Annotated in this window: 17 protein-coding genes and 2 tRNA genes; 3 read left to right on the top strand and 16 right to left on the bottom strand. The window is 46.0% G+C overall.

All coding sequences use genetic code 11. From position 1 onward, the window contains the following. Positions 1 to 9: 9 nt before the first annotated feature. Together purL and FD968_RS05085 are read right to left on the bottom strand one after the other, a co-directional pair. Positions 10 to 4,047: a phosphoribosylformylglycinamidine synthase gene (gene purL, locus FD968_RS05090; RefSeq protein ID WP_215367774.1), complete on the bottom strand. Its 4,038-nt coding sequence runs from the start codon at positions 4,045 to 4,047 to the stop codon at positions 10 to 12. A 21-nt stretch (positions 4,048 to 4,068) separates the two neighbouring features. Further along, the gene (locus tag FD968_RS05085; protein WP_371817756.1) at positions 4,069 to 4,737 is read right to left on the bottom strand and encodes an ABC transporter ATP-binding protein; all 669 of its coding nucleotides are present in this window, start codon (positions 4,735 to 4,737) and stop codon (positions 4,069 to 4,071) included. An 8-nt stretch (positions 4,738 to 4,745) separates the two neighbouring features. On the opposite strand from FD968_RS05085, the gene FD968_RS05080 reads away from it, so the two are divergent. Continuing rightward, positions 4,746 to 5,405, top strand: a complete 660-nt coding sequence (locus FD968_RS05080) for an arylesterase (RefSeq protein WP_215367770.1) — start codon at positions 4,746 to 4,748, stop codon at positions 5,403 to 5,405. Between the two features lie 9 nt (positions 5,406 to 5,414). Here FD968_RS05080 and FD968_RS05075 read toward each other — a convergent pair whose 3' ends face one another. From FD968_RS05075 to ispD, 9 genes are all read right to left on the bottom strand, one after another. Next, positions 5,415 to 6,878 (bottom strand): peptidylprolyl isomerase, encoded by a 1,464-nt coding sequence (locus FD968_RS05075; RefSeq protein ID WP_215367768.1) that lies wholly within the window; start codon positions 6,876 to 6,878, stop codon positions 5,415 to 5,417. A gap of 120 nt (positions 6,879 to 6,998) precedes the next feature. Continuing rightward, positions 6,999 to 7,074: transfer RNA gene (locus tag FD968_RS05070), tRNA-Val, on the bottom strand. 116 nt (positions 7,075 to 7,190) lie between these two features. Beyond that, entirely contained in the window at positions 7,191 to 9,623 is a 2,433-nt protein-coding gene (gene lon, locus FD968_RS05065) for an endopeptidase La (protein ID WP_215367766.1), read from the bottom strand. 190 nt (positions 9,624 to 9,813) lie between these two features. Continuing rightward, positions 9,814 to 11,172 (bottom strand): ATP-dependent Clp protease ATP-binding subunit ClpX, encoded by a 1,359-nt coding sequence (clpX, locus tag FD968_RS05060; protein WP_215367764.1) that lies wholly within the window; start codon positions 11,170 to 11,172, stop codon positions 9,814 to 9,816. Between the two features lie 33 nt (positions 11,173 to 11,205). Further along, positions 11,206 to 11,835: an ATP-dependent Clp endopeptidase proteolytic subunit ClpP gene (gene clpP, locus FD968_RS05055; RefSeq protein WP_215367762.1), complete on the bottom strand. Its 630-nt coding sequence runs from the start codon at positions 11,833 to 11,835 to the stop codon at positions 11,206 to 11,208. A gap of 32 nt (positions 11,836 to 11,867) precedes the next feature. Further along, positions 11,868 to 13,205 carry a trigger factor gene (gene tig, locus FD968_RS05050; protein WP_215367760.1) on the bottom strand — a complete coding sequence of 446 codons (1,338 nt, stop codon included), beginning with the start codon at positions 13,203 to 13,205 and terminating at the stop codon, positions 11,868 to 11,870. A 57-nt stretch (positions 13,206 to 13,262) separates the two neighbouring features. Then, positions 13,263 to 13,349 (bottom strand) — tRNA-Leu (locus FD968_RS05045). A 79-nt stretch (positions 13,350 to 13,428) separates the two neighbouring features. Next, positions 13,429 to 13,932 (bottom strand): 2-C-methyl-D-erythritol 2,4-cyclodiphosphate synthase, encoded by a 504-nt coding sequence (gene ispF / locus FD968_RS05040; RefSeq protein WP_215367758.1) that lies wholly within the window; start codon positions 13,930 to 13,932, stop codon positions 13,429 to 13,431. Positions 13,933 to 13,942: 10 nt separating this feature from the next. After that, positions 13,943 to 14,692: a 2-C-methyl-D-erythritol 4-phosphate cytidylyltransferase gene (ispD, locus tag FD968_RS05035; RefSeq protein WP_215367756.1), complete on the bottom strand. Its 750-nt coding sequence runs from the start codon at positions 14,690 to 14,692 to the stop codon at positions 13,943 to 13,945. A 23-nt stretch (positions 14,693 to 14,715) separates the two neighbouring features. On the opposite strand from ispD, the gene mfd reads away from it, so the two are divergent. After that, complete coding sequence (gene mfd, locus FD968_RS05030; protein ID WP_215367754.1) at positions 14,716 to 18,258, top strand: transcription-repair coupling factor; 3,543 nt, start codon at positions 14,716 to 14,718, stop codon at positions 18,256 to 18,258. Positions 18,259 to 18,290: 32 nt separating this feature from the next. Next, a complete protein-coding gene (serB, locus tag FD968_RS05025; protein WP_215367752.1) occupies positions 18,291 to 19,199 on the top strand; it encodes a phosphoserine phosphatase SerB in 909 nt (302 codons plus the stop codon). Positions 19,200 to 19,204: 5 nt separating this feature from the next. On the opposite strand, the gene FD968_RS05020 is transcribed toward serB, so the two are convergent. The 5 genes from FD968_RS05020 to phaC all read right to left on the bottom strand — a co-directional run bounded on the left by FD968_RS05020 (position 19,205) and on the right by phaC (position 24,923). After that, complete coding sequence (locus FD968_RS05020; RefSeq protein ID WP_215367750.1) at positions 19,205 to 20,389, bottom strand: acetyl-CoA C-acyltransferase family protein; 1,185 nt, start codon at positions 20,387 to 20,389, stop codon at positions 19,205 to 19,207. Between the two features lie 80 nt (positions 20,390 to 20,469). After that, positions 20,470 to 21,828 carry a 30S ribosomal protein S12 methylthiotransferase RimO gene (gene rimO / locus FD968_RS05015; RefSeq protein WP_215367749.1) on the bottom strand — a complete coding sequence of 453 codons (1,359 nt, stop codon included), beginning with the start codon at positions 21,826 to 21,828 and terminating at the stop codon, positions 20,470 to 20,472. A 2-nt stretch (positions 21,829 to 21,830) separates the two neighbouring features. Beyond that, on the bottom strand, positions 21,831 to 22,391 hold the full coding sequence (gene phaR / locus FD968_RS05010) for a polyhydroxyalkanoate synthesis repressor PhaR (protein WP_215367747.1): 561 nt from the start codon (positions 22,389 to 22,391) through the stop codon (positions 21,831 to 21,833). Between the two features lie 118 nt (positions 22,392 to 22,509). Continuing rightward, positions 22,510 to 23,250, bottom strand: a complete 741-nt coding sequence (locus FD968_RS05005; RefSeq protein ID WP_215297202.1) for a 3-ketoacyl-ACP reductase — start codon at positions 23,248 to 23,250, stop codon at positions 22,510 to 22,512. A 50-nt stretch (positions 23,251 to 23,300) separates the two neighbouring features. Beyond that, positions 23,301 to 24,923, bottom strand: a complete 1,623-nt coding sequence (gene phaC, locus FD968_RS05000; protein ID WP_215367745.1) for a class I poly(R)-hydroxyalkanoic acid synthase — start codon at positions 24,921 to 24,923, stop codon at positions 23,301 to 23,303. Positions 24,924 to 25,005 lie beyond the last annotated feature (82 nt).

Genomic DNA, 25,005 nt, shown 5'->3' with positions numbered 1-25,005 from the left:
GATTAGAAATTATTTGGCCCAGCGGCGAGCGTTGCGGAACAAGCGCAACCATGGGCTAGCACCATCAGGGGTTTGCAACCACTCTGTAGGGCACCAACTCATTTGCGCTGCTCTAAAGACGCGCTCAGGGTGAGGCATCATCACTGTAAAGCGGCCATCTGAGGTAGTTACGCCTGTTAAACCTCCTGGAGAACCGTTCGGATTCATTGGATAGGTTTCCGTTGGATTACCTTGGTGGTCTACAAAACGTAAGACTGCCAAACCTTGCTGAGTAATTTGCTCTAGCTTGCCCTGTTGACTAAAGTTTGCGAAGCCTTCGCCATGTGCAATAGCGATTGGTAATTGACTGCCTTCCATACCTTGAGTAAAGATGGAAGGCGAAGCAAGTACTTCCGCCATCACTAGACGGGCTTCGTATTGTTCGGATTGATTGCGAGTAAATTTAGGCCAAGCTTCTGCGCCGGGAATAATGCCTGCAAGATTACTCATCATCTGGCAACCATTGCAAACACCCAGAGCAAAGCTATCTTGACGATTAAAAAAGCTTGAGAATTGATCACGCAATTGCTGGTTGAACAAAATGGTTTTTGCCCAACCTTCGCCGGCACCAAGAACATCTCCGTAACTAAATCCGCCGCAGGCAATCAGGCCGCGGAAATCATCGAGCTTAGCTTTGCCGCTCAATAGGTCAGACATATGCACATCATAGCTGTCAAACCCAGCCCAATTGACCGCATAAGCCATTTCAACATGGGAGTTAACGCCCTGCTCGCGCAAAATGGCAACCTTTGGTCTAGCGTTCTTAGCAATAAATGGTGCAGCTACATCTTCAGCAAGATCAAAAGTGAGTTTTGGCGACATGCCCGGATCAGATAGATTATCAAGCAAGGCAAATTCAGAATCAGCGCACGCTGGGTTATCGCGTAAACGGGCTATTTGATAGCTGGTATTGGTCCACATCCTTTGCAGGACTTCACGAGGCTCTGCAAAAATATTCTTAGCATCACGCCAGATCTCAATGCGTCCATTGGTATTCGGCTTACCAATAACGTGGCTATATGCACTTAGACCCAATTTACGCAAAATAGCAAATACGGTATCACGGTCTTCTCTGCGTACTTGTATGACTGCACCTAGTTCCTCATTAAATAAGGCGCGCATCGTTTGCTCGTGGCGACGTCCAGATACTTGCTGGGCCCAATTCTTCGCATCACCATAATCTGGCTCTTGGCCGGGATCCACAGCAATCATATCGACATTAATTGAGATGCCTGTATGGGATGCAAAGGCCATTTCTGCTACGCAAGCCAATAAGCCGCCATCAGAGCGATCGTGATAAGCAAGCAATTTATTTTCTTTGCGTAATTCAATAATGGCAGCGGCCAGTGACTTCAGATCTTCTGGGTGATCTAAGTCCGGCGCGGATTTGCCAGATTGATTAAGAACTTGAGCCAAAATACTTCCAGCCATACGGTTTTTACCGCGACCCAAGTCAATCAAAATTAACTCGGTTTCTATGGATGAGCCATCTTGGTTTTTGAGTATTAGCAATGGCGTAGACGTTTTGCGAACATCTTGCACAGAAGCAAACGCAGAGATGATGAGTGAGACTGGTGCAACAACCTTCTTTGCTTCATTGCCATCACGCCATTCAGTTGCCATTGATAAAGAATCTTTGCCAACGGGAATAGATATTCCCAAAGCGGGACATAACTCCATGCCAACTGCTTTAACTGAGTCATATAGTTTGGCATCTTCACCTGGCGCACCACAAGCTGCCATCCAGTTTGCGGATAATTTAACGTCCTCAAGTCGTCGAATATCCGCTGCTAATAAATTGGTTAGCGCCTCACCAACAGCCATACGCGCTGCTGCTGGCGCATCAATCACTGCCAATGGCGTTCTTTCGCCCATGGCCATCACTTCGCCACGGTAACCTTTGTAATCCATGAGAGTAACTGCACAGTCTGCAACTGGCACTTGCCATGGACCAACAAATTGATCTCGAGCATTCAGGCCACCAACGGTTCTATCACCAATTGTGATTAAGAATGATTTACTAGCAACAGTTGGTTGTTGCAGTACCCAAGCGATTGATTGTGCAAGATCGGCATCAGTAACATCAAGTTCAGTAAATTCCTGTGCTACACGTTTCACATCACGATGCATGCGTGGTGGTTTACCTAGCAGGACTTCCATCGGCATATCAATAGGCAAGGCTGCATCTATGCCATCTTTTTGCTTTGAATCAACTAATTGCAGTTGACGCTCAGTAGTCGCCTCACCAACAACAGCAAAAGGGCAACGTTCCCGTTCGCAGAATGATTTGAATAGGTCGAGGTCCTTAGCTTCAATCGCTAATACATAGCGCTCTTGAGACTCGTTACACCAGATCTCAGCAGGACTCATGCCACTCTCTTCAAGAGGAACGCTACGGAGTTTGAACTTAGCACCTAGACCAGCACCATCAGCTAATTCAGGGAAGGCGTTAGATAAGCCGCCTGCACCAACGTCATGAATAGAGACAATCGGATTGTTTTCCCCTAATGCGCGGCACGCATTGATCACTTCCTGCGCACGACGCTCCATTTCAGGATTGCCACGTTGCACAGAATCAAAATCTAGATCCGCAGTATTGGTACCAGTAGCGACTGAACTGCCTGTGGCACCACCCATACCGATACGCATACCAGGACCACCTAACTGAATTAAGAGGTGACCCGATTGAATGGCTTTTTTAGCAGTATGAATAGAGTCAATGCTACCGATACCGCCAGCAATCATGATGGGCTTGTGATAACCACGACGAGTTCCATTAAGCGTTTGTTCAAATACTCTGAAGTAGCCGCCTAAGATTGGGCGACCAAACTCATTGTTAAACGCAGCGCCACCAAGTGGGCCATCCATCATGATTTGCAAGGGGGTAGCAATCCGTTCAGGCTTGCCGTATTTCTCACTCTCCCATGGGAGATCCGTACCAGGAATATTCAGATTGGAGACTGAGAAGCCAGTTAAGCCTGCTTTAGGACGACCACCCACCCCGGTGGCACCCTCATCCCGAATCTCGCCACCCGCACCAGTAGAAGCGCCAGGAAACGGAGCAATAGCTGTTGGGTGGTTATGAGTCTCCACCTTCATCAAGGTGTGCACTAAACGCGTATCTTTTTTGTAATGATGATCAGCGCCTTGGGGCACCCAAGTTTCAGACTCACAACCCACCATGACGGCTGAGTTATCAGAATAAGCAACTATCGTGCCTTCTGGCTGGAGTTGGTGGGTGTTGCGAATCATTGCAAACAATGAATGCTCTTGATCATCTCCATCAATTGTCCAACTCGAGTTGAAGATCTTGTGGCGGCAATGCTCACTATTGGCTTGCGCAAACATGATCAGCTCGACATCACTTGGGTTACGCTTTAATCGAATAAAGTTTTCGGTTAAATAAGTGACCTCATCATCAGAAAGAGCAAGGCCCAACTCTTGATTGGCCTTATCTAGGGCGGACCTCCCCTCTGAAAGAACGGGGATGCGGCTTAAAGGACGATCGTCCAATATCTGATAGAGGGCATTGGCTGCATCAACAGAATCAATCACTGCTTCAGTCATACGATCATGAACTGCAGCCAAAACCAACTGCAATTGTTCTGGGCTTAAAACTTTTTTACTCTTCCAAGCAAACTGAACACCACGCTCAATTCGCAAAACTTGCAAACCACATTGCTGAGCAATATCAGTTGCTTTACTTGCCCATGGTGAAACTGTCCCAAGGCGTGGAATCACAATCACTCCGTGAATATCACCTGACCCTTTGCCAAACCAAGATTTACCTTGGCTAATTTTTGAATGGTAGGGTTGGCCGTAAGTTAAGAGACTGGCAAGCACTTCTTGGCTTTGAGGGCTCAATTGCCCTTCTGACCAAATGAAATGAAGATACTGCGCTTCAATAGATTCAAGCTCAATACCTTGAGCTGCTAAAGAGGCTAAAAGTCGTTGTTGACGAAACGGAGAAAGCGCATCAGCGCCAGGCAAAAATTGGAAAAAAGACATTCCTAGATTATAAGGTTTTGCCTACAGCAGGCGCCCACCCTGGAGGTGCAACTGGCGCTGGCATCGGCTGGCCAAGGCGGGATCATGGGTAACCAATATCAGGGTAGATTGACTGGCCTGGTTCAACTCAAAAAGGAGCTGAATGACCCTCTCCCCACTGCCCTCATCTAGGCTGCCTGTAGGCTCATCAGCAAAGAGGAGATTAGGTTTAGCAATAAAGGCTCTAGCAAGAGCAACACGTTGCTGCTCCCCGCCAGACAGCGTTTTAGGAAAGTGATTCAGGCGGTCTTGTAAGCCTACCTTTTGTAGCCACGCTACCGCCTCTTCCTTAGCATCCTTGCGGCCGCTCATTTGTGCAGGCAGCAAGACATTCTCTAGGGCGGTTAGATGGGATAGCAACTGAAAGGACTGAAATACAAAACTCACATGAGCAGCACGTAGTCTTGCCCTACCATCCTCGTCCAGCGTATTGAGATCCTGTCCCATTAGCTGAACATTTCCGGAGCTTGGTAAATCCAGTCCTGCCAACAAACCCAAGAGGGTACTTTTTCCAGATCCTGAAGCCCCAGTAATCGCTACGCTTTCACCTTGCGATATATCAAAGCAAATATCGTGCAAAATGGTCAAAGCGCCATCGCTCGATAACACTTGTTTTCCAAGATGATTGGCGCTTAATACTGTTGTTGGAATACTCATAAATGAATCAAAGTTGGTGGAGCTGCAAAAAAAGGCAATTACTGTCGATAGGCTTATTTTGCCTGTTAATCCCCTTTGCCACAGCAATCTATGCCAATCCTGTGATCTTGGTGATGGGGGATAGCCTTTCAGCTGAGTATGGGCTACCTAAAGGCTCTGGCTGGGTAAAGCAACTTGAGAGTCAATTGCAAAAGCAGTCCAGCCCTTGGTCGGTCTTTAATGCCAGCATCAGCGGGGAAACCACATCAGGGGGTCTTACTCGCCTCCCTGCCCTTCTGGAATCCAAAAAACCGGGGATCGTATTGTTAGAGCTTGGAGCGAATGATGCCTTGCGCGGCTTATCCATAGAACAAACTCAAAACAACTTGCAAAAAATGATTGTGATGAGCAAACAATCAGGTGCAAAAGTTTTACTTTTGGGTATGCAAATCCCACCAAATTATGGCCAGCAGTACACCAGGCAGTTTAAAGATCTTTATCCAAGACTTGCTGCGCAAGAAGGTATAGAACTATTGCCCTTCTTTATGGCGGGGGTTGCATCCAATAAAGAGTTATTTCAGGCGGACAATATCCATCCAAATGTCACCGCGCAATCCATACTCTTTAAAAACGTATGGGGCGCTATGGCCCCATATCAGACCCTACTCAAACAATCCCAGTAGGGTTGCTAATTAGCTCCCAGCGCCAGAAGATGGTGGTTTAAGTGGGTTAATCACCTTTACACCAGCCGTATCACGCCAGTAAGACATAAAACCAGCGAACTCCGATTGAGCCGCCAATGCTTGAATTTGTTGTGCCTGAGCTTTATGAACCTTAGCATCGACTCCTGTTGGCTGACGAACTTGATCAACGCGATACAGAGTCGCGCCTACGCCCGGGTTGCTAACTGAAATAATCGCAGGAAATTTATCAGGATTAATTGACATCACATCATCGAGTGCCGGTCCAAGCAAATTTGTAGGTTTATTGCGTGATACCCAAATCGGACTGGCAAAGCCAGCTGCACTCTTAGGCTCTTTTTCAAGAGCGGCATATTTTTCTGCTGCTGCAGCAACTGCTAATTTCTCTGCGGCACGCTGACTAACCTGACGTTTGACTTCGGTAGCAACTTCTTTGTATGGCAAAATTTGTGCCGGATGAAAAGTGACTACACGAGCTGAAACAAAAACGCCAGGAGCAGTTTGAACTGCTTCGGTATTGCGCTTATTCTTTAATGCCTCATCACCAAACAGAGATTGCACTACTTTTGGATTGGCCAAAGGATGATCTCTAGAAACACCCGCCACCCCAGAGCGAGTTAAGCCTTTTTGCGTTTGAATTGATAGCTTCAACTTATCAGCAGCAGGTTTTAGGCTATCCGCTTGGTCATAGGTCATATTGGCAAATTGATCAGCCTTCTCACTAAATACTTTGGAATCTTCCTTGGGATCCGCCTTGAGGACAATATATTCAACATCAACAAACTCAGGGCTTTCAAATAATTTGGCATTTGCGTTGTAAAACGCTTGTAACTCTTCCTGGCTAGGATTTACCTTGCTCAAATAGTCCTTGGCATTAAAGGTCAATGATTGAACTTGACGCTCGGTTTCATAGAGCGTAGAAACGATTTCAGACAATTTCGGTGTGCCGATTTCTGTACGTGCAACAGAATTCACTAACTGACCGATCTTTAAATCAAAAGCCTGGCTTGCATAAAACTGTTCTTCGTTCAAACCATTACTAGCAAGGAGTTGCTTAAAGCGAGCATCATCAAAGCTGCCGTCCTGACGATATAAAGCGCGAATCTGTGGAATGCCCTGCAAACTTTTTATTAATGATTCTTTACCAACTTGTAAGCGTAAGTTGGTAACAGCAAAACCGAGAATGCGCTGTTGAAGCAATTCATTCAAGATGGCTTGTCTAAATTGCAAGCTCTGGGCAATTTGCAAATTACCGCCTACGCGCTCTGCCTGACGCTTAGCCGCATTTTCAACCTCTTGCGCAGTAATGGGTTTGCCATTGACCTTAATAAGATCGGTCTCTTTATCCATAAAACTGGAATAACTTGAGATACCAAACATGGCAAATGATGGAACAATAAATAGCATCAGCACAAGCTGAAGTAATTTTTGATGCTTACGGACAATATCAAACATGAATAAGTTCGCTAGTAAAGTTTAGTAAAAAATCGCGGATAACGCGGGAACAATACGAGTTTACTAGGCGGAGGAGTTTTTATTCAGAAAGCCAAGAAAAGGCTAGAGATAGTGAATATTTGGTGGGCGCTGAGAGGCTCGAACTCCCGACATTCTGCGTGTAAGGCAGACGCTCTACCAACTGAGCTAAGCGCCCCAAAATATTACAGGTGAGATTGTAACCTAAGCACGACTTTCTTGATCAAAACCCGTCAAAACCACCCTGATTTACAGGATAGCTTTGACGAGAATCAGCGCTCTAGCCCAATCGAATTAGTGCTTTAGAACATCCCCCGAGGAAACGCTTCCGCTAGCTTTGCTTGCTTCTGTCGCCTTCTTAGCCAACTCCTCAGGAGTTGGATCAGGCAAAGACTCAGGCATGCGCTCCAAAGCAAGCTCCAGTACTTTATCAATCCAGCGTACAGGCACGATCTCAATAGCATTCTTGACGTTGTCTGGAATATCAATCAAATCCTTAACGTTTTCTTCCGGAATTAAAGCTAGCTTGATACCGCCGCGATGGGCAGCCAAGAGCTTCTCTTTCAGTCCGCCGATAGGAAGGACTTCTCCACGCAAAGTAATCTCACCCGTCATCGCAACATCAGAGCGAATCGGAATTCCAGTGAAGACCGATACCAATGCAGTGGTGATGGCAATACCTGCAGAAGGACCATCTTTCGGTGTTGCACCATCTGGGAAGTGAATATGGATATCCTTCTTCTCAAATGCTTCATCTGTAATACCAAGACGTTTTGCCCTTGAACGTACCACGGTACGCGCAGCCTCTACCGACTCTTTCATCACATCACCGATAGAGCCTGTCCGGGTAATCACACCCTTACCAGGCATAGTTGCCGCTTCAATAGTGAGCAAATCTCCGCCAACCTCAGTCCATGCCAAGCCTGTGACCTGACCGACTTGATTCTCTTTACCAGCCAAACCAAAGTCATACATGCGTACAGATAAGAACTTCTCCAAGTTATCCGCATTAACAACTACCGGCGCAGCTTCTTTCTTCAAGAGCAAGAGCTTAACCACCTTACGGCAAATCTTGCTGATTTCTCTTTCTAAGGAGCGCACACCAGCCTCGCGGGTGTAGTAGCGAATCATATTGCGGACAGCGCTCTCTTCTATCTTGAGCTCATCCTTTTTCAAGCCATTGTTCTTGATTTGTTTTGGAATCAAATAATTGACGGCAATACTAGTCTTTTCATCCTCGGTATAACCTGCCAAGCGAATAATTTCGAGACGATCCAACAAAGGACCGGGAATATTCAAAGAGTTTGAGGTAGCAACAAACATCACATCGGATAGATCAAAATCGACCTCAACATAATGATCTTGGAAGGTATGATTCTGCTCGGGATCTAAGACCTCCAACAGTGCGCTAGCAGGATCTCCTCGGAAATCCATACCCATCTTATCTACCTCGTCCAAGAGGAACAATGGATTACGTACACCCACCTTAGTGAGGCTGGTCAAAATCTTGCCAGGCATTGAACCAATATAGGTACGACGGTGACCACGAATCTCAGATTCATCACGAACGCCACCCAAGGCCATCCGCACAAACTTGCGATTGGTTGCTCGCGCGATAGATTGACCCAAAGAGGTCTTACCAACACCAGGAGGGCCAACCAAACATAGGATTGGAGCCTTCACGCGATCAACACGTTGTTGAACTGCGAGGTACTCCAAAATACGTTCTTTTACTTTATCTAAACCATAGTGATCTTCATCTAAAACTTTTTCAGCATTAGTCAGATCGTTATTGATCTTGGTCTTTTTCTTCCACGGCAAATTGACCAAGGTGTCGATGAAATTACGGATCACTGTAGCCTCAGCTGACATTGGTGACATCAACTTGAGTTTCTTCAATTCAGATTCTGCTTTTTTCAAAGCTTCCTTAGGCATACGAGCTGCTTTGATGCGTTTCTCGAGCTCCTCGAGATCGGCACCCTCTTCACCCTCACCCAATTCTTTTTGAATCGCCTTTACTTGTTCATTCAAGTAGTACTCGCGCTGACTCTTCTCCATCTGACGCTTGACACGCCCCCGAATGCGTTTTTCCACTTGCAAAATATCGATCTCGCTCTCGAGATCGGCCAAGAGACTTTCCAAACGCTGCACAACATCAGTCATCTCAAGCAAGCGCTGTTTCTGCTCTAGCTTGACAGGCAAGTGTGCGCAGATCGTATCAGCCAAACGACTTGGATCATCAATCCCGCCAAGGGATGACAGAATTTCTTGAGGAACCTTTTTATTCAGTTTTACGTACTGATCAAACTGAGCCATGATGGCGCGACGCAGTGCTTCCGTTTCATGAGCATCAATCGCATTCAATGCAGTGGGCGTGGCTTCGCAATTGAAATAACCAAGGCTATCTTCAATCTGACTAACCTCAGCTCGCTGTACACCTTCAACCAAAACCTTAACAGTGCCATCCGGCAATTTGAGCATTTGCAAAATATTGGCAATGCAACCGACCTCATAGAGATCCTCAATTCCAGGCTCATCTTTTGCAGCGGTTTTTTGGGCAACCAATAGGACGTTCTTACCGGTTTCCATTGCAGCTTCAAGCGCCTTAATGGACTTTGGGCGACCCACAAACAGGGGAATCACCATATGAGGGAAGACAACTACGTCCCGCAATGGGAGTAACGGTAGTTGAATCGGTTCAGAGGGTAGTAATAAGTGGCCAGGCATAGGGCAATTCCTCCAAAGTAATCAATCCTCAAGTCTCTTTATCTAGTGTCATTAAAAGCAGTAACCACTAAATACAGACATTATTCTTGAGTAGCATACTACCTATATGGGTAGCGCTTTGAGAAATTCAAGGGGAAAAAGTGCAAAAAAGGGGCAAAAATGCCCCAAAAATAGCGAAAACCCTAAGAATTTAAGCTTTTTTGCTCAAATCTGACTGGTCTAGATCCTGTTTGTATACCAAAAGAGGTTTGCCACCGTCTGCAATGCTTGATTCGTCGATAACAACCTTTTGCACATTCTTAAGCGATGGCAAGTCATACATCACATCCATTAAAGAACCTTCCAGGATGGATCTCAGACCACGAGCGCCAGTTTTACGAGCGATAGCCTTCTTGGCGATTGCTGACAGCGCCTCACGACGCACTTCAAGCTCAGAACCTTCCATAGTCAGCAGTGCTTGATATTGCTTTACCAATGCATTCTTAGGTTCGGTCAGAATTTGAATTAAAGCCTCTTCATCCAATTGAGCCAGTGTAGCTACTACAGGTAAGCGACCAATCAATTCTGGAATTAAGCCAAACTTAATTAAATCTTCTGGCTCAACTTCAACGAGCAAATCACTAACACCGCGATCATCTTTACCTGGAACAACTGCATTAAAACCAATGCCGGTTTTCGCAGTACGTTGTTGAATGACTTTTTCTAAGCCATCAAAAGCGCCGCCACAAATAAATAGGATATTCGTAGTATCGACCTGCAAGAAATCTTGATTAGGGTGCTTACGACCGCCCTGTGGAGGCACAGAGGCCATCGTTCCTTCAACCAACTTCAGCAAAGCCTGTTGAACACCTTCGCCAGAGACGTCGCGAGTAATCGAAGGATTATCTGATTTACGAGAAATCTTATCGATCTCGTCGATATATACAATTCCGCGCTGAGCTTTTTCTACGTTGTAATCACAGGCTTGTAACAGCTTTTGAATAATATTCTCTACGTCTTCACCAACATAACCGGCTTCGGTCAATGTCGTAGCATCAGCCATTACAAATGGCACATCGAGCATGCGAGCCAATGTTTGCGCTAGTAATGTTTTACCTGAGCCAGTTGGTCCGATAAGCAAAATGTTGCTCTTTGCTAATTCAACGCCATCAACAATTGCTTTAGCTGGGGCTTTAGATTCTTTTTTATCCAAAGCATCAACAGGCTTGCCATCCTTGTCTAACTTCTCTTTTTTAGGTTTTGGTAAATACTGTAAACGTTTGTAATGGTTATAAACCGCGACCGCTAAGGTCTTCTTGGCATGATCCTGGCCAATCACATACTGATCTAGGTTTTCACGGATCTGGTGTGGTGTTGGCAGAGAATCATCACCCTCTTCCTTAGGAAGCTTAGCAATTTCCTCTTGAATAATGTCAGTACAAAGATCGATACACTCATCGCAAATAAAAACAGATGGGCCTGCAATCAGCTTTTTCACTTCATGCTGACTCTTACCGCAGAAAGAGCAATACAGAACTTTATCGCTTGAGTTGGTAGTGGTATCGCTCAATATATTGACTCAATAATGAATTAGATGATGTGCTTAAGGACGCTTTTCGATGACTTTGTCGATCAAACCGTAATCACGAGCTTGATCAGCAGACATAAAGTTATCGCGATCAGTGTCTTTGGCAATGGTTTCAATCGATTGGCCAGTACGATCAGCCAAGATCTTATTGAGACGCTCACGCAAATACAAAATCTCACGGGCTTGAATTTCAATATCAGAAGCCTGTCCACGAGCACCGCCCAATGGTTGATGAATCATGACGCGAGAATTTGGCAAGGCATAACGCTTATCTTTTTCACCGGCACATAATAGGAATGCGCCCATACTTGCAGCCATACCCATGCACAAGGTACTCACGTTTGGCTTGATAAATTGCATGGTGTCGTAGATCGCTAAACCAGCTGAGACAGATCCACCTGGTGAGTTGATATACAAAGAAATATCTTTATCTGGGTTTTCACTCTCAAGGAAGAGTAACTGAGCGATGACTAGGTTGGCTGTTTGGTCATTCACTTCACCAACCAAGAACACCACACGCTCCCGTAAAAGACGAGAATAAATATCGTAGGCGCGCTCACCACGTCCAGAGGTCTCGATGACCATCGGCACCAAACCCAATCCTTTAGGTTCTAAATCTTCAGATTGAAAATGGTTCTGGATCATGTTGAGGCCCTTTTAAATGAATAAATGACGACTTAGTTTAGCTTGCTTAACTCTTCAAAGCTAATTGCTTTATCGCTTACCTTGGCTAAAGAAGTGAAATGCTTGATTACATTGTCTTCTAATACCAAGTTTTCGATGTCTTTGAGGCGGCTTGGGTTGCTATAGAACCAACGTACGACTTCTTTTGGATCCTCATAGGTCGCAGCCTGCTCATCAATTTCAGCCTTAATTTGATCGGCTGTAGCTGCAAGGTTATTTTGCTTTACCAAGTCACCCAAGATCAGACCGAGGCGAACACGTTTCATCGCTTGTTCAGCAAAGATTTCTGCTGGAATTGGGGCATCTTTAGCATTTGGTACGCCGCGTTGCATTAGGTCTTGACGTGCGCCTTCAACCAAACGCTCTTGCTCTGAGGCAACTAATGATTTTGGAACATCCAACTCACATAACTCATTGAGCTTATCCATCACTTCGCTTTTTAGCAATGAAGTGATGCGACGCTTTACTTCACGATCTAGATTCTGTTTTACTTCTTCGCGCATCTTAGCAACACCACCTTCAGTAACGCCCAAAGAGAGTGCAAATGCATCGTCAACTGCAGGCAAGTGAGCCCAGTTAACAGACTTCACTGTAATGGTGAACTCAGCAGTTTTACCAGCTACATCTTTGCCATGGTAATCGGCTGGGAAACTTAATGGGAATGACTTGCTTTCGCCAGCCTTCAAGCCCAAAGTTGCAGCCTCGAATTCTGGAAGCATGCGGCCTTCGCCTAATACATATTCGAAGTTCTCCGCTTTACCACCAGCAAACTCAACGCCATCAATCTTGCCTACAAAGTCAATCACAACTTGATCGCCAGCCTGAGCAGCAGTATTGGCACCTCCATCACCGTGGGCACCAGCTTCACCACGTGGGTGGTAATGAACTTGCTGTTTGCGTAATACGTCGAGTGCACGATCAATCTCAGCTTCGCCAATATCGGTTGTGTACTTAGTCACTTCAGCTTTGCTGAAATCACCAATCTTCACTTCGGGCAGCACTTCAAAAAATGCATCAAACACAATCTTGTCTGCATCGAGTTCGCTCTTAGGCTCAAGACGTGGCTGACCAGCTAACTTAATGCCCTCTTTTTGGCTTTGCTCATAAAAGAGTTCAGAGGCTTTATCAAATTGGAGTTCGAAATCCACTTGCATGCCGTATTGTTTTTCAACCATATTCTTCGGCACCTTGCCTGGACGGAAGCCGGCCATTTTCATGGTCTTACCAACTTTCGCCAAACGAGCTTCACGCGCTTTTGCCAAATCGGCACGAGCGAATTCCAAAGTCATTTTGCGATCTAACGAACCTAAATTTTCTATCTGCACAGCCATTCTCGTCTCTTAATTGAAGATCTGGAAATGTGAAGTCCAAGCCAAGTAGCAATCTTGTGGTGCGAGGAGGGGGACTCGAACCCCCACACCATTTCTGGCGTCAGGACCTAAACCTGGTGCGTCTACCAATTTCGCCATCCTCGCGATATCCGCAAACACTGCCAAGCCTAGACTTCACTCTAAAGACCATAATTCTACAATGCTTAGGGTTTTAGAGGGTCTTTTAGGCCTTATAGAGCAAAGCTACAGCATGGACCGCTACGCCCTCACCCCGCCCCAAATGGCCCAGGGATTCATTGGTTTTTGCTTTAAGGTTGACATGACTTGGGGTCACTGCTAAATCAGCGGCAATATTCTTGACCATTTCAGGCAAAAAGTCGGCCAATTTAGGTTTCTGGCAAATGATGGTGGCATCCACATTTCCCACGTGATAACCAGCAGCCTGAACCTTCTGTAGGGCCGCTCGAAGCAAAATGCGGCTATCCATGTCCTTAAATTGAGGATCTGTATCTGGAAATAATTGGCCAATATCGTTTAAGCCAGCAGCACCCAGCAATGCATCAGTAAGTGCATGCAATAAAGCATCAGCATCAGAGTGTCCAAGTAAGCCCTTTTCGTATGGAACGTGAACACCGCCTAGAACTAATTTGCGATCTGCAACTAGGGCATGGACGTCATAACCTTGACCGATACGGAACTGTGGAATGTGAGGACTAGATTGTGTCATATAGAGATCTTTAAGAATGGCTACTGCGTAATAGCAATTGCATTAGCTCCCAATCGGCGGGGTGTGTGACTTTGAAGTTACGGGTAGCCCCTTCGACAAGTAGCGGCTTAACGCCAGACAACTCCATCGCACTGGCTTCATCAGTGACATCCGCTTCTAGCCTAAGGGCATCCTCTAGGGCATTGTGCAATTTTTTAAGCCCAAACATCTGAGGTGTCTGTGCTTGCCAAAGGTGTTCACGAGGAATCGTTTTTTCTACATGCGGTATATTGCCCGCGATGACAGAGTCTAGATCTGCTTCTTTTAAGGTATCAGCAAGCGGAACAGCCAATAAGCCCCCCGAATCTGAATTGTGAACGGCGGTAATGAGTTTCTCAATGAGTGCTGGAGTAATGCCAGGTCGTGCGGCATCATGAACAAGAACCCAATCATCCGTTGATAAGCCCGACTTCAATAAAGCACTCAAAGTATTGCGAACCGTCTCTTGGCGAGTAGGCCCACCAGTCGGTAGAAAGTGAATAGGCTTACTTCCCTTGGCAAGACTCTTGAGTATGGGGTTATCAATAAAACCTGGGGAAACACCAACCCAAATGGATTCGATTTGGGGAGATTGCATAAACGCTTCGAGAGCAAATGCCAGCATCGGCTTGCCTGCCAACTGCTGAAATTGCTTTGGTAGCTCTCCGCCCAGGCGTGAGCCAGTGCCTGCCGTTGGCAAAAGTGCATGACATTTCACGATAGATTGATTTGCTGAGCCCATGCCTGATTCTATAATGAGCCTAGATGTCTGATGCATTAAATCTAGCACCCCCCATACCCGCTCCACGGGCTGGGCAGCGCTTTACCTTTTCGGGGCTAGTTGGATCGGCAGATGCGGCGCTTTTGGCTCAATCCGCCCTACGCTACCGCAATGATTTCTCAGTAATGGTGGTTTTCTGTGCCCAAGCGCAAGAGGCCCAAAGACTCGTCGAAGAAATCCCCGCTTTTGCACCACAACTCAAAGTGCGCTTACTTCCGGATTGGGAAATCCTTCCTTATGATCATTTTTCCCCTCACCAGGATTTGGTCTCAGAAAGATTGGCGACACTCTATGAGTTACTTAATGGAAGTTGCGACATTGTGTTGGTTCCGGTCACCACCGCCTTACAACGCTTGGGACCACCGCAATTTTTATCAGGCCATACCTTTTTCTTTAGACAAGGTGACAAGCTCAATGAAGCAGCCTTACGACTACAGTTACAACAAGCAGGATACGATCCTGTAAGCGCTGTGATGCGTCCTGGTGAATACAGTATTCGTGGCGGGCTGATTGATTTATTCCCGATGGGCTCAAGCTTGCCTTATCGTCTTGATCTGTTTGGCGATGAGATTGAACAAATTAGATCATTTGATCCCGATACACAGCGCAGTCTTTACCCCGTTAAAGAGGTGCGCTTACTGCCGGGTCATGAGTTCCCCTTTAATGATGAGGCACGCACTGCCTTTAGAGGTCGTTGGCGCGAGGTATTTGAAGGTGACCCAACCCGATGCTCTATCTATAAAGACGCTAATCTTGGAATTCCTAGTGCTGGCATCGAGTCTTACCTGCCATTGTTCTTTGAAGAACAATCCAAGCTCTTTGATTACTTCCCCAGATCTGGTGACCCTGTTTGGCTGGTCAGTATAGGTAATGCAGAAGAAGCTATACGTAGCTTTTGGAAAGATACCCTGTCGCGTTATGAGTTTCTCAAACACGATCTAGATCGGCCCATTCTTCCCCCAAAGGAATTATTCCTCGATGTAGATGAATTTTTTACTACTGCTAAACCGTATGCACGCCTCATTTTAGAAAATGAAGTTAACGAAGCAAAGCAATTTTTTCCAGTTCCAGACATTGCCGTTCATCGTCGTGACGTCGATCCGATTTCTCGCCTGCGTAAGGTAGTTTCTCAAGAGAAATTACGCGTTCTCATATGTAGTGATAGTGCAGGCCGTAAAGAATCGATCCGCCAACTGCTTGAGGAAAGCAATGCTATTGCTGGTCAAGACGGCAAGCCGCTATATCAACTCCAGCCAGAGGGCTTCGAAGGCATTGCTGATTTCGTAAAAAGCGATGCCCTATTTGGACTGGTGACCGCCCCACTATTTAATGGCTTCTTATGGGAAGCAGAAAACTTACTGGTTCTAACAGAGGCAGAACTATTCACCTCAACCGCAAGACAAAGACGCAAAAGCAAGGGATCTGAGAGTGCCGATCCAGACATGCTCTTTAAGGACTTGTCTGAGCTCAAGATTGGTGACCCTGTAGTTCATGCGGAGCATGGCATAGGTCGTTATCAAGGCTTAGTCTTATTAAATGTAGCTCCACCAAAAGAAGCCCCCATCTTTGAAGAGTTTTTGCATTTGCAATATGCAGGTCAAGCAACTTTATATGTGCCTGTGCAACAACTACAGATGGTTACTCGTTATGCAGGATCAGATCCTGACTCGGCACCATTACATCAATTAGGTTCAGGTCAGTGGGATAAGGCTAAACGCAAGGCAGCACAACAAATCCGTGACACGGCAGCAGAGCTACTAGGTCTTTATGCTGCTAGAGCGATTCGCAAAGGTCATGCATTTGAGTTCTCAGCCCATGACTATGCGGCATTTGCCGAGAGCTTTGGCTTTGAAGAAACGCCGGATCAGGCAAACGCAATTGCAGCGGTAATCGGGGATATGACGAGTGGCACACCAATGGATCGCTTGGTCTGTGGTGATGTTGGTTTTGGAAAGACTGAAGTTGCCTTACGTGCCAGCTTTGTCGCCGTCATGGGTGGTAAGCAAGTTGCTATTCTTGCGCCAACCACTCTACTTGCCGAGCAACATGTGGCCACTTGGAAAGATCGCTTTGCTGATTGGCCTGTGCGTATTGTTGAGTTATCGCGTTTTAAAACCACCAAAGAAATTAATGCGGCACTTGAGGCGATTGCCAAAGGTGAAGCAGACATCATTATTGGTACCCACAAATTACTTTCGAAAGAAACGCAATTTGCCAATCTAGGTTTGGTCATAGTTGATGAGGAGCACCGCTTTGGCGTTCGTCAAAAAGATGCACTGAAGGCTTTGCGTGCCGAGGTTGATATCCTGACCTTAACGGCTACTCCCATCCCAAGAACACTGGGTATGGCCATGGAGGGATTAAGAGAGTTTTCCATTATTGCTACGGCTCCGCAAAAGCGTCTAGCCATTAAGACCTTTGTCCGCCGTGAAGGAGATGGTGTTATTCGAGAAGCCGTGCTGCGTGAAATTAAACGTGGCGGCCAGGTCTACTTCTTACATAACGAAGTAGAGACAATTCAGAATCGTAAACATGCCTTACAGGAACTGATACCCGAGGCGCGCATTAGTGTTGCACATGGTCAAATGCATGAGCGTGAACTTGAATCTGTCATGCGAGAGTTTGTGACCCAACGCACGAATATTCTTTTATGTACGACCATTATTGAGACTGGCATTGATGTGCCAACTGCCAATACTATCATCATGCATCGTGCTGATAAATTTGGTTTGGCGCAATTACATCAATTGCGTGGCCGCGTAGGCCGCTCCCATCATCAGGCTTACGCTTACTTATTAGTGCCAGATCCTGAGGCTCTCAGTAAGCAAGCTCAATTACGTCTGAATGCAATCCAGGCTATGGAAGAACTAGGCTCAGGATTCTATTTGGCAATGCATGATTTAGAGATTCGGGGTGCGGGCGAAGTTCTGGGCGACAAACAATCTGGTGAAATTCATGAGATTGGCTTTCAGCTATATACCGAGATGCTCAATCGGGCAGTCAAAGCGTTGCGCAGTGGTAAAGAGCCAGATCTGCTATCGCCTTTACAGGCCACCACCGATGTCAACTTAGGTGTTCCTGCCCTGCTACCTGAGGATTACTGTCCGGATGTTCACGAGCGTTTGTCCTTGTACAAACGCTTTGCAGGCTGCAATGATTTTTCTGAGCTAATGGGCCTAAGAGAAGAGCTAGTCGATCGCTTTGGTGATCTACCTGATCAAGCCAAATCCTTTTATGAAACCCATCGCCTCCGTTTGGAGATGGTGGGTTTTGGCATTAAGAAAATTGATGCAAGCCCTGCATCTATCCAAATTCAATTTATCCCCAATCCACCGATTGATCCCATGAAGATCATTCAGCTCATTCAATCCTCAAAGCATATTCAGCTCAATGGTCAAGATAAGCTCAAGGTTCTCCCGCAAAAAGAACGAGAATTTGAGAAGCTTGAACAACGCTTAGATACCATTAGGCAGGTTTTACGCCGCTTAAATGAGTCTGCTGTTCTCAACACTGCCAAAGTGAGCTGATTGCTTCTTGATCCATCGGCTATTATTTAGTTATGCTCGCAGACCAAAAGCAACCATCTCACCAAACCCTTGTCGCCCTATCTCGTGAACCAATTTCTGAGAAACTGGTTTTCGAGCTCAAAGATCGCGCATTGCAGTATGGCGCTACATTGCACACCATTGGTGGACAACTAAGCAATGGTACATATCAATCCGAGCGCTGGGACTGCAGTCAACATCTAGATACCGCTCAGAGAGAATCATTACGGTCAATTGCTAGCGGCTACAGAACGGATCTTTGCTTTTTGAAAGCAGGCCTAATTTCACAGGACATTCGTGTTTTGGCAATGGATATGGATTCCACACTAATTAATATTGAATGTATTGATGAGATTGCAGACTTCACAGGCAAAAAAGCCGCTGTTGCGGAAATTACTGAGGCCACTATGCGTGGTGAGATTAAAGATTTTAAAGAAAGCTTGCGTAGACGCGTTGCGCTTTTAGAGGGCGTTCATGCCGACGCATTGGAATCAGTCTATCGCGAACGTTTGCGACCCAATCCGGGAGCAATCGAGCTTCTAGCGGGTGCCAATGAGCGAGGACTCTACACCCTACTAGTCTCTGGTGGCTTTACTTTCTTTACTGAAAAGTTACGACAGCAGCTAGGCTTTAAGCAAACTCAAGCCAATACACTAGAAATCATTGACGGCAAACTCACCGGTAAGGTTCTGGGGGATATTGTCGATGGCGCCGCTAAGGCAGCCTATTTAGATGAAGCATGTCGAATCCTCAATTGCACCAAAGCTAGCTCTATCACCATGGGTGATGGCGCTAATGACTTAATCATGATGAATGACTCGGGAATTAGCGTTGCCTATAGAGCCAAACCCGTCGTTAAAGAAAAAGCCGACGCGGCTTTTGACCATGTCGGCTTGGATGCTGCTTTACAGCTAATTGCTTAATATATTTACATGCGCTCGAAAATAGTCGCGATACCTTGACCACCACCAATACACATTGTTACCAACGCATATTTGCCTTGAACACGTTGTAATTCATGAATTGCTTTAGTAGCAATCGCGGCACCTGAACATCCAATAGGGTGACCCAAAGCAATTGCGCCGCCATTCACGTTCGTTTTTGCTGGATCTAAGCCGAGACCTTTAGTCACCGCCAAAGCCTGGGCTGCGAACGCTTCATTCGACTCAATCACATCCATTTGATCTAATTTGAGGCCAGCACGCTCTAAAGCAAGCTTGGTCGCAGGAATTGGACCTTCACCCATGATGTGGTTTGGAACACCTGCTACTGCATAAGACACCAAGCGTGCGATTGGCTTGTGGCCAGCCTTCTTCGCAGTTTCAGCATCAGCCAAAACAAAGAATGCTGCACCATCATTAATACCAGAAGCATTACCAGCCGTTACTGAGCCACCCTCTTTTTTGAATACAGCCTTCATCTTGCCAAGCGTTTCCATGGTGGTATCAGGCTTGCAATGCTCATCGGTATCAAACACGATATCACCCTTGCGAGACTTGATCGTAATAGGCACTATCTGAGATTTGAAGCGACCCTCTTTAATAGCATTCGCAGCACGACGGTGTGATTCCACTGCCAATGCATCTTGCTCTTCACGAGTCAGCTTCCATTTTTCAACAAGGTTTTCAGCTGTAACGCCCATATGACCAACGCCAAATGGATCTGTCAACACAGCCACCATTAAATCAAGCATCTTAGTGTCACCCATGCGAGCACCGCTGCGCATTGCTGGAGAGCCATACATACCGCGGGACATCACTTCCACGCCACCGCCAACGCCGTAATCACAATCACCCAACATAATCTGCTGGGCAGTAGTCACAATTGCCTGCAAGCCAGAGCTGCACAAACGGTTTAATGCCATCGCCACAGACTCCATTGGCAGACCTGCTTGAATCGCCGCTACACGAGCAACGTATGCATAACGACTATCTGTTGGAATCGTGTTTCCAACAGTAACGTAATTAATCAAGGCAGGATCCACACCAGAGCGAGCTACCGCTTCTTTCATGACAATTCCGCCAAGTTCAGAAGGCTCAAAGCTACTCAATGAACCATTAAAGGCACCAATTGCGGAACGTACTGCACTTAAGACAACGACATCACGACTCATAACAATCCCCTTAGCTATGCCCAAAATTTGAGCAGAATTTGCACTTACTTATGACACAAACAGTATTTTTATAACACTCTTCAAGTTTCGGCTATTAGGTCATGCCCTTGGGAGCTAATGACCGTTGCGCGAATGATTTCTCCCGCCCGATAGCGTTTAGAAGGCTTGCTTGGGGGCAAAACCCTCACTAAACCATCAATTTCAGGGGCATCACCAATACTCCGACCGATTCCACCGGATTCATCGACCCGATCAATGATGACCTGAATCCGCTTGCCCACCTTATTGGTGAGACGCTTAATGGATATATCTTCTGCTTTAGCCATGAATCTGGCTTTGCGCTCTTCACGAATACTCTCAGGAACTGGGTTATCCAACTGATTCGCTAATGCACCATCTACCGGTGAATAAGCAAAACATCCTGCACGATCAATTTGAGCCTCATCCAAGAAATTGAGCAAGTATTCAAATTCCGCTTCAGTCTCCCCGGGGAATCCGGCGATGAAGGTGCTACGAATAACCAAATCAGGACATGCTTTGCGCCATGCCAAGATGCGCTCTAAGTTTTTCTCGCCACTGGCTGGACGCTTCATTCTTTTCAAAACATCCGGGTGAGCATGCTGCAAGGGGATGTCGAGATAAGGCAAAACACCATATCCATGCTCTGAGAATTCAGCCATTAGCGGCAGTATGTCATCCACATGAGGATAGGGATAAACATAATGCAGTCTTACCCAAGCCTGATGCTCTCGCGCGATTTGATTTAACGCATTTACCAAGTCAAACATTCTGGTTTTAATGGGCTTACCATCCCAAAACCCAGTGCGATATTGAATATCAACACCATAGGCGCTGGTGTCTTGTGACACCACTAACAATTCTTTTACGCCAGATTCAAAGAGGCGTTTAGCTTCTAACAAAACTTCGCCGATAGGTCGCGAAACCAGATCACCGCGCATACTCGGGATGATGCAAAAGGTACAGCGATGGTTACAGCCTTCAGAAATTTTGAGGTACGCATAATGCTTGGGCGTGAGCTTCACACCAGCAGGCGGCACCAAATCCGTAAATGGGTCATGCGGTTTAGGCAGATGCAAATGGATCGCCTGCATCACTTCATCAGTAGCGTGAGGGCCCGTAACCGCAAGGACCTTAGGGTGAATACTTTGGATCAGGTCACTACCATCGGCATTCTTACGAGCGCCCAAGCAACCTGTCACAATCACCTTGCCGTTTTCTGCGAGCGCTTCACCAATAGCGGAAAGACTCTCTTCTACCGCCGAATCAATAAAGCCACAGGTATTGACAACAACGAGGTCAGCACCAGAATAATCTTTGGCTGTCTCATAACCTTCAGCGCTCAGTTGCGTAAGGATGAGTTCAGAATCAACTAAAGCCTTGGGGCACCCCAAGGAGACAAAACCGATTTTTGCAGCCACAACTATTCTTTTTCAGTTTTATTAGGCTGTGGTGTAAATGGAAAGCTGCCAAACATATTGTGCGAGCCTTGCATCTGCTCTTGCATCTTAACGAACAAGTCTTTGCTTTGTTCCATATAGTTACCCATCAAGCCTTGCATCAGTGGGTTCTGTAGGTTGAGCATTTGCGACCAAGCTTCTGGAGTGCTGCCTGCACCCAAGCCTTTAGTTTGGTCGCCCAACTTGTTATGAATATCAACAAAAGACTGCATAGTCTTTTCAAGATAATTGCCCATCAAGCCTTGCATAGAGTTTCCGTAGAAACGAATGATTTGCGAAAGCATTTGGGTTGAAAATACTGGTGCGCCACCAGCCTCTTCTTCCAGAATAATTTGCAGCAAAATATTGCGCGTGAGATCTTCATCCGTTTTGGCATCGACGACCTTGAAATTTTCGCTGGTCATGACTAAACCCTTGATGTCAGCCAAAGTGACATACGTACTAGTCTGAGTATCGTAGAGACGACGATTAGGGTACTTCTTGATTAGCCGATCTTCACCAGCTCGTTTAGTACGGGTAGCCATTTTTATCCTTACGGTTTACTGCAACGCAACATCAGCATAGTTTATCTCTAGTTTGACCAAAAGGTAAATAAGCCGTGTTGCGCCCCAACAAAACTACGAATGCTCCGTTTTGGCTTATTTAGCCGGTATGGATACCACCATTTAAGGAGAAGTCTGCTCCAGTTGCATATCCACCATCTTCTGAAGCAATCCAGCAGCAAATGGAAGCAATCTCATCTGGCGTACCCAAACGCTTCACTGGAATGCCAGCAACAATCTTTTCCAAAACATCCTCACGGATAGCTTTCACCATGTCAGTACCAATATAGCCCGGGGAAACCGTGTTTACTGTTACGCCTTTGGTGGCAACTTCTTGAGCCAAAGCCATTGTGAAACCATGCAGACCTGCTTTTGCAGTGGAATAGTTACATTGACCAAACTGACCTTTTTGACCATTTACAGAAGAGATATTGATAATTCGACCCCAGTTGTTGTCAACCATGCCGTCAATCACCTGCTTGGTAACGTTGAACAAGGAGTTCAAATTGGTATCGATCACCGCTTTCCATGCATCAGGAGTCATTTTGCGGAAAACGCTATCGCGCGTAATACCTGCGTTGTTCACCAAAACATCTACACGACCAACTTCAGCTTTAACCTTTTCAAAGGCAGCAACCGTACTATCCCAATCAGAAACGTTACCTTCTGAGGCAATAAAGTCATAACCTAGGGCTTTTTGCTCGCCAATCCAGCGATCCTTACGTGGTGAGTTTGGGCCACAACCCGCGATTACCTTAAATCCATCTTTTGCCAGACGTTGGCAAATAGCAGTACCAATACCACCCATACCACCAGTTACGTATGCGACTTTTTGAGACATTACTTTCCCCTTGTAAAAAACCTTCGTTAATTATTAATCTTGTAATTTTGCTAGGCTGCTTTTTCTTTCACATAAACACCTGGTGCAGCTTCCATCTTTTTGTACTTAGCATTACCAAAAGTAGTGCTCGCTGGTTTTTGTTCGCCACCGAATTGCCCAAGCCATTTGGTGTAGTTAGGCCACCAACTTCCAGGAATTTGCTTCGCATCTTCGAGCCACTCTGCTGCGGTAGGAGCAATCTTGTTGTTCTCAAAGTAATAACGCTTATTTTTTGCAGGCGGATTAATCACGCCAGCAATATGTCCGGATGCACCTAATACAAAGCGATTCTTTCCTTTGAGGATATGAGTCGACTCATACGCAGATTGCCAAGGAACAATATGATCCTCTTGGGATGCATACAAATAGGCGGGACACTTGATCTTGCCTAAATCAACCTTCTCACCACAAATCTTGACCTTACCAGGCTTAATCAAATCATTTTGTAAATAAGTGTGGCGCAAATACCAGCAATACATATTGCCCGGTAAATTGGTTGAATCGCCATTCCAATACAACAAGTCAAATGGAGGCGGAGAATTACCCTTGAGATAATTTTCGACTACATAGTTCCAAACCAAATCGTTAGGACGCAAGAATGAGAATGTGTTTCCTAAGTCCAAGCCAGACATCATGCCGTATTTACCACCCTTGCCGCCGATGGTGTTCTCGCGCATCTCGACCATGCCTTCATCAATGAAGACATCCAATATTCCAGTATTGGTAAAGTCGAGCAAGGTAGTAAATAAGGTGAGGCTGGCAGCTGGATGTTCATCGCGCGCAGCCAATACCGCTAAGGCCGAAGTGGTTAGGGTTCCGCCAACGCAGAAACCAAGAATGTTGATTTGTTTAGACTCACTGATCTCTTTAACAACGTCGATAGCCTTGATAACGCCTTTACCTACATAGTCATCCCAACTTACTTCCGCCATCGATGCATCGGGATTCTTCCAGGAAACCAAGAACACCGTGTGGCCTTGAGCAACCATATGACTTACCACTGAGTTATCAGGCTGCAAATCCAGGATGTAGTACTTATTAATACAGGGTGGCACCATCAAGTAAGGACGCTCAAAAACTGTTTCCGTTAATGGCGTGTACTGAATAAGTTCAAACAGCTCATTGCGAAACACCACATGACCTTCTGTAGTAGCAATGTTTTTACCCACCTCAAAAGCACTCTCGTCTGTAATCGAGACTTTGCCTTTTTTCATATCGCCAAGAAGGTTCACAATCCCCTTTTGAATCGATTGGCCTTGGGTGCTGATAATGTTTTCTAAAACCTCGGGGTTGGTAGCAATGAAGTTGGATGGTGATAGCGCATCAATCATTTGCTCAGTTGTGAACAAAATTTTCTGACGGGTCTTTTCATCAGTCTCTACTGCTTGAGCTAAAGACATTAAATGTTTAGAGTTCAGCAGATATGTAGCGGCAATCACTTTGCTCCATGAGGAATGCCAAGCTTTTCCAGCAAAACGACGATCCTTTACTTCAATCGCCTCAGGATTAGTAGCAATATGAGCAAGCTCTGCAAAGTATTCTTTTTGGATTTCAGCTAAACGCTCTTGCGGAATTAGCGCCATATGGTGCGGCGCCAAAGAAGGCGTTGCACCGGGATTCATGCCTGCAAACATAGTAGTCTCATTAAATTAGTAAAGCCATTCTCCATCCATAAAGCCCATAGGGTTATACGCAATAACCCTAGCTGTATGGCCA

It is taken from the genome of Polynucleobacter sp. AP-Titi-500A-B4 (assembly GCF_018688095.1).
Taxonomy (GTDB): Bacteria; Pseudomonadota; Gammaproteobacteria; order Burkholderiales; family Burkholderiaceae; genus Polynucleobacter.
This window is presented reverse-complemented; position numbering and strand designations above follow the sequence as displayed.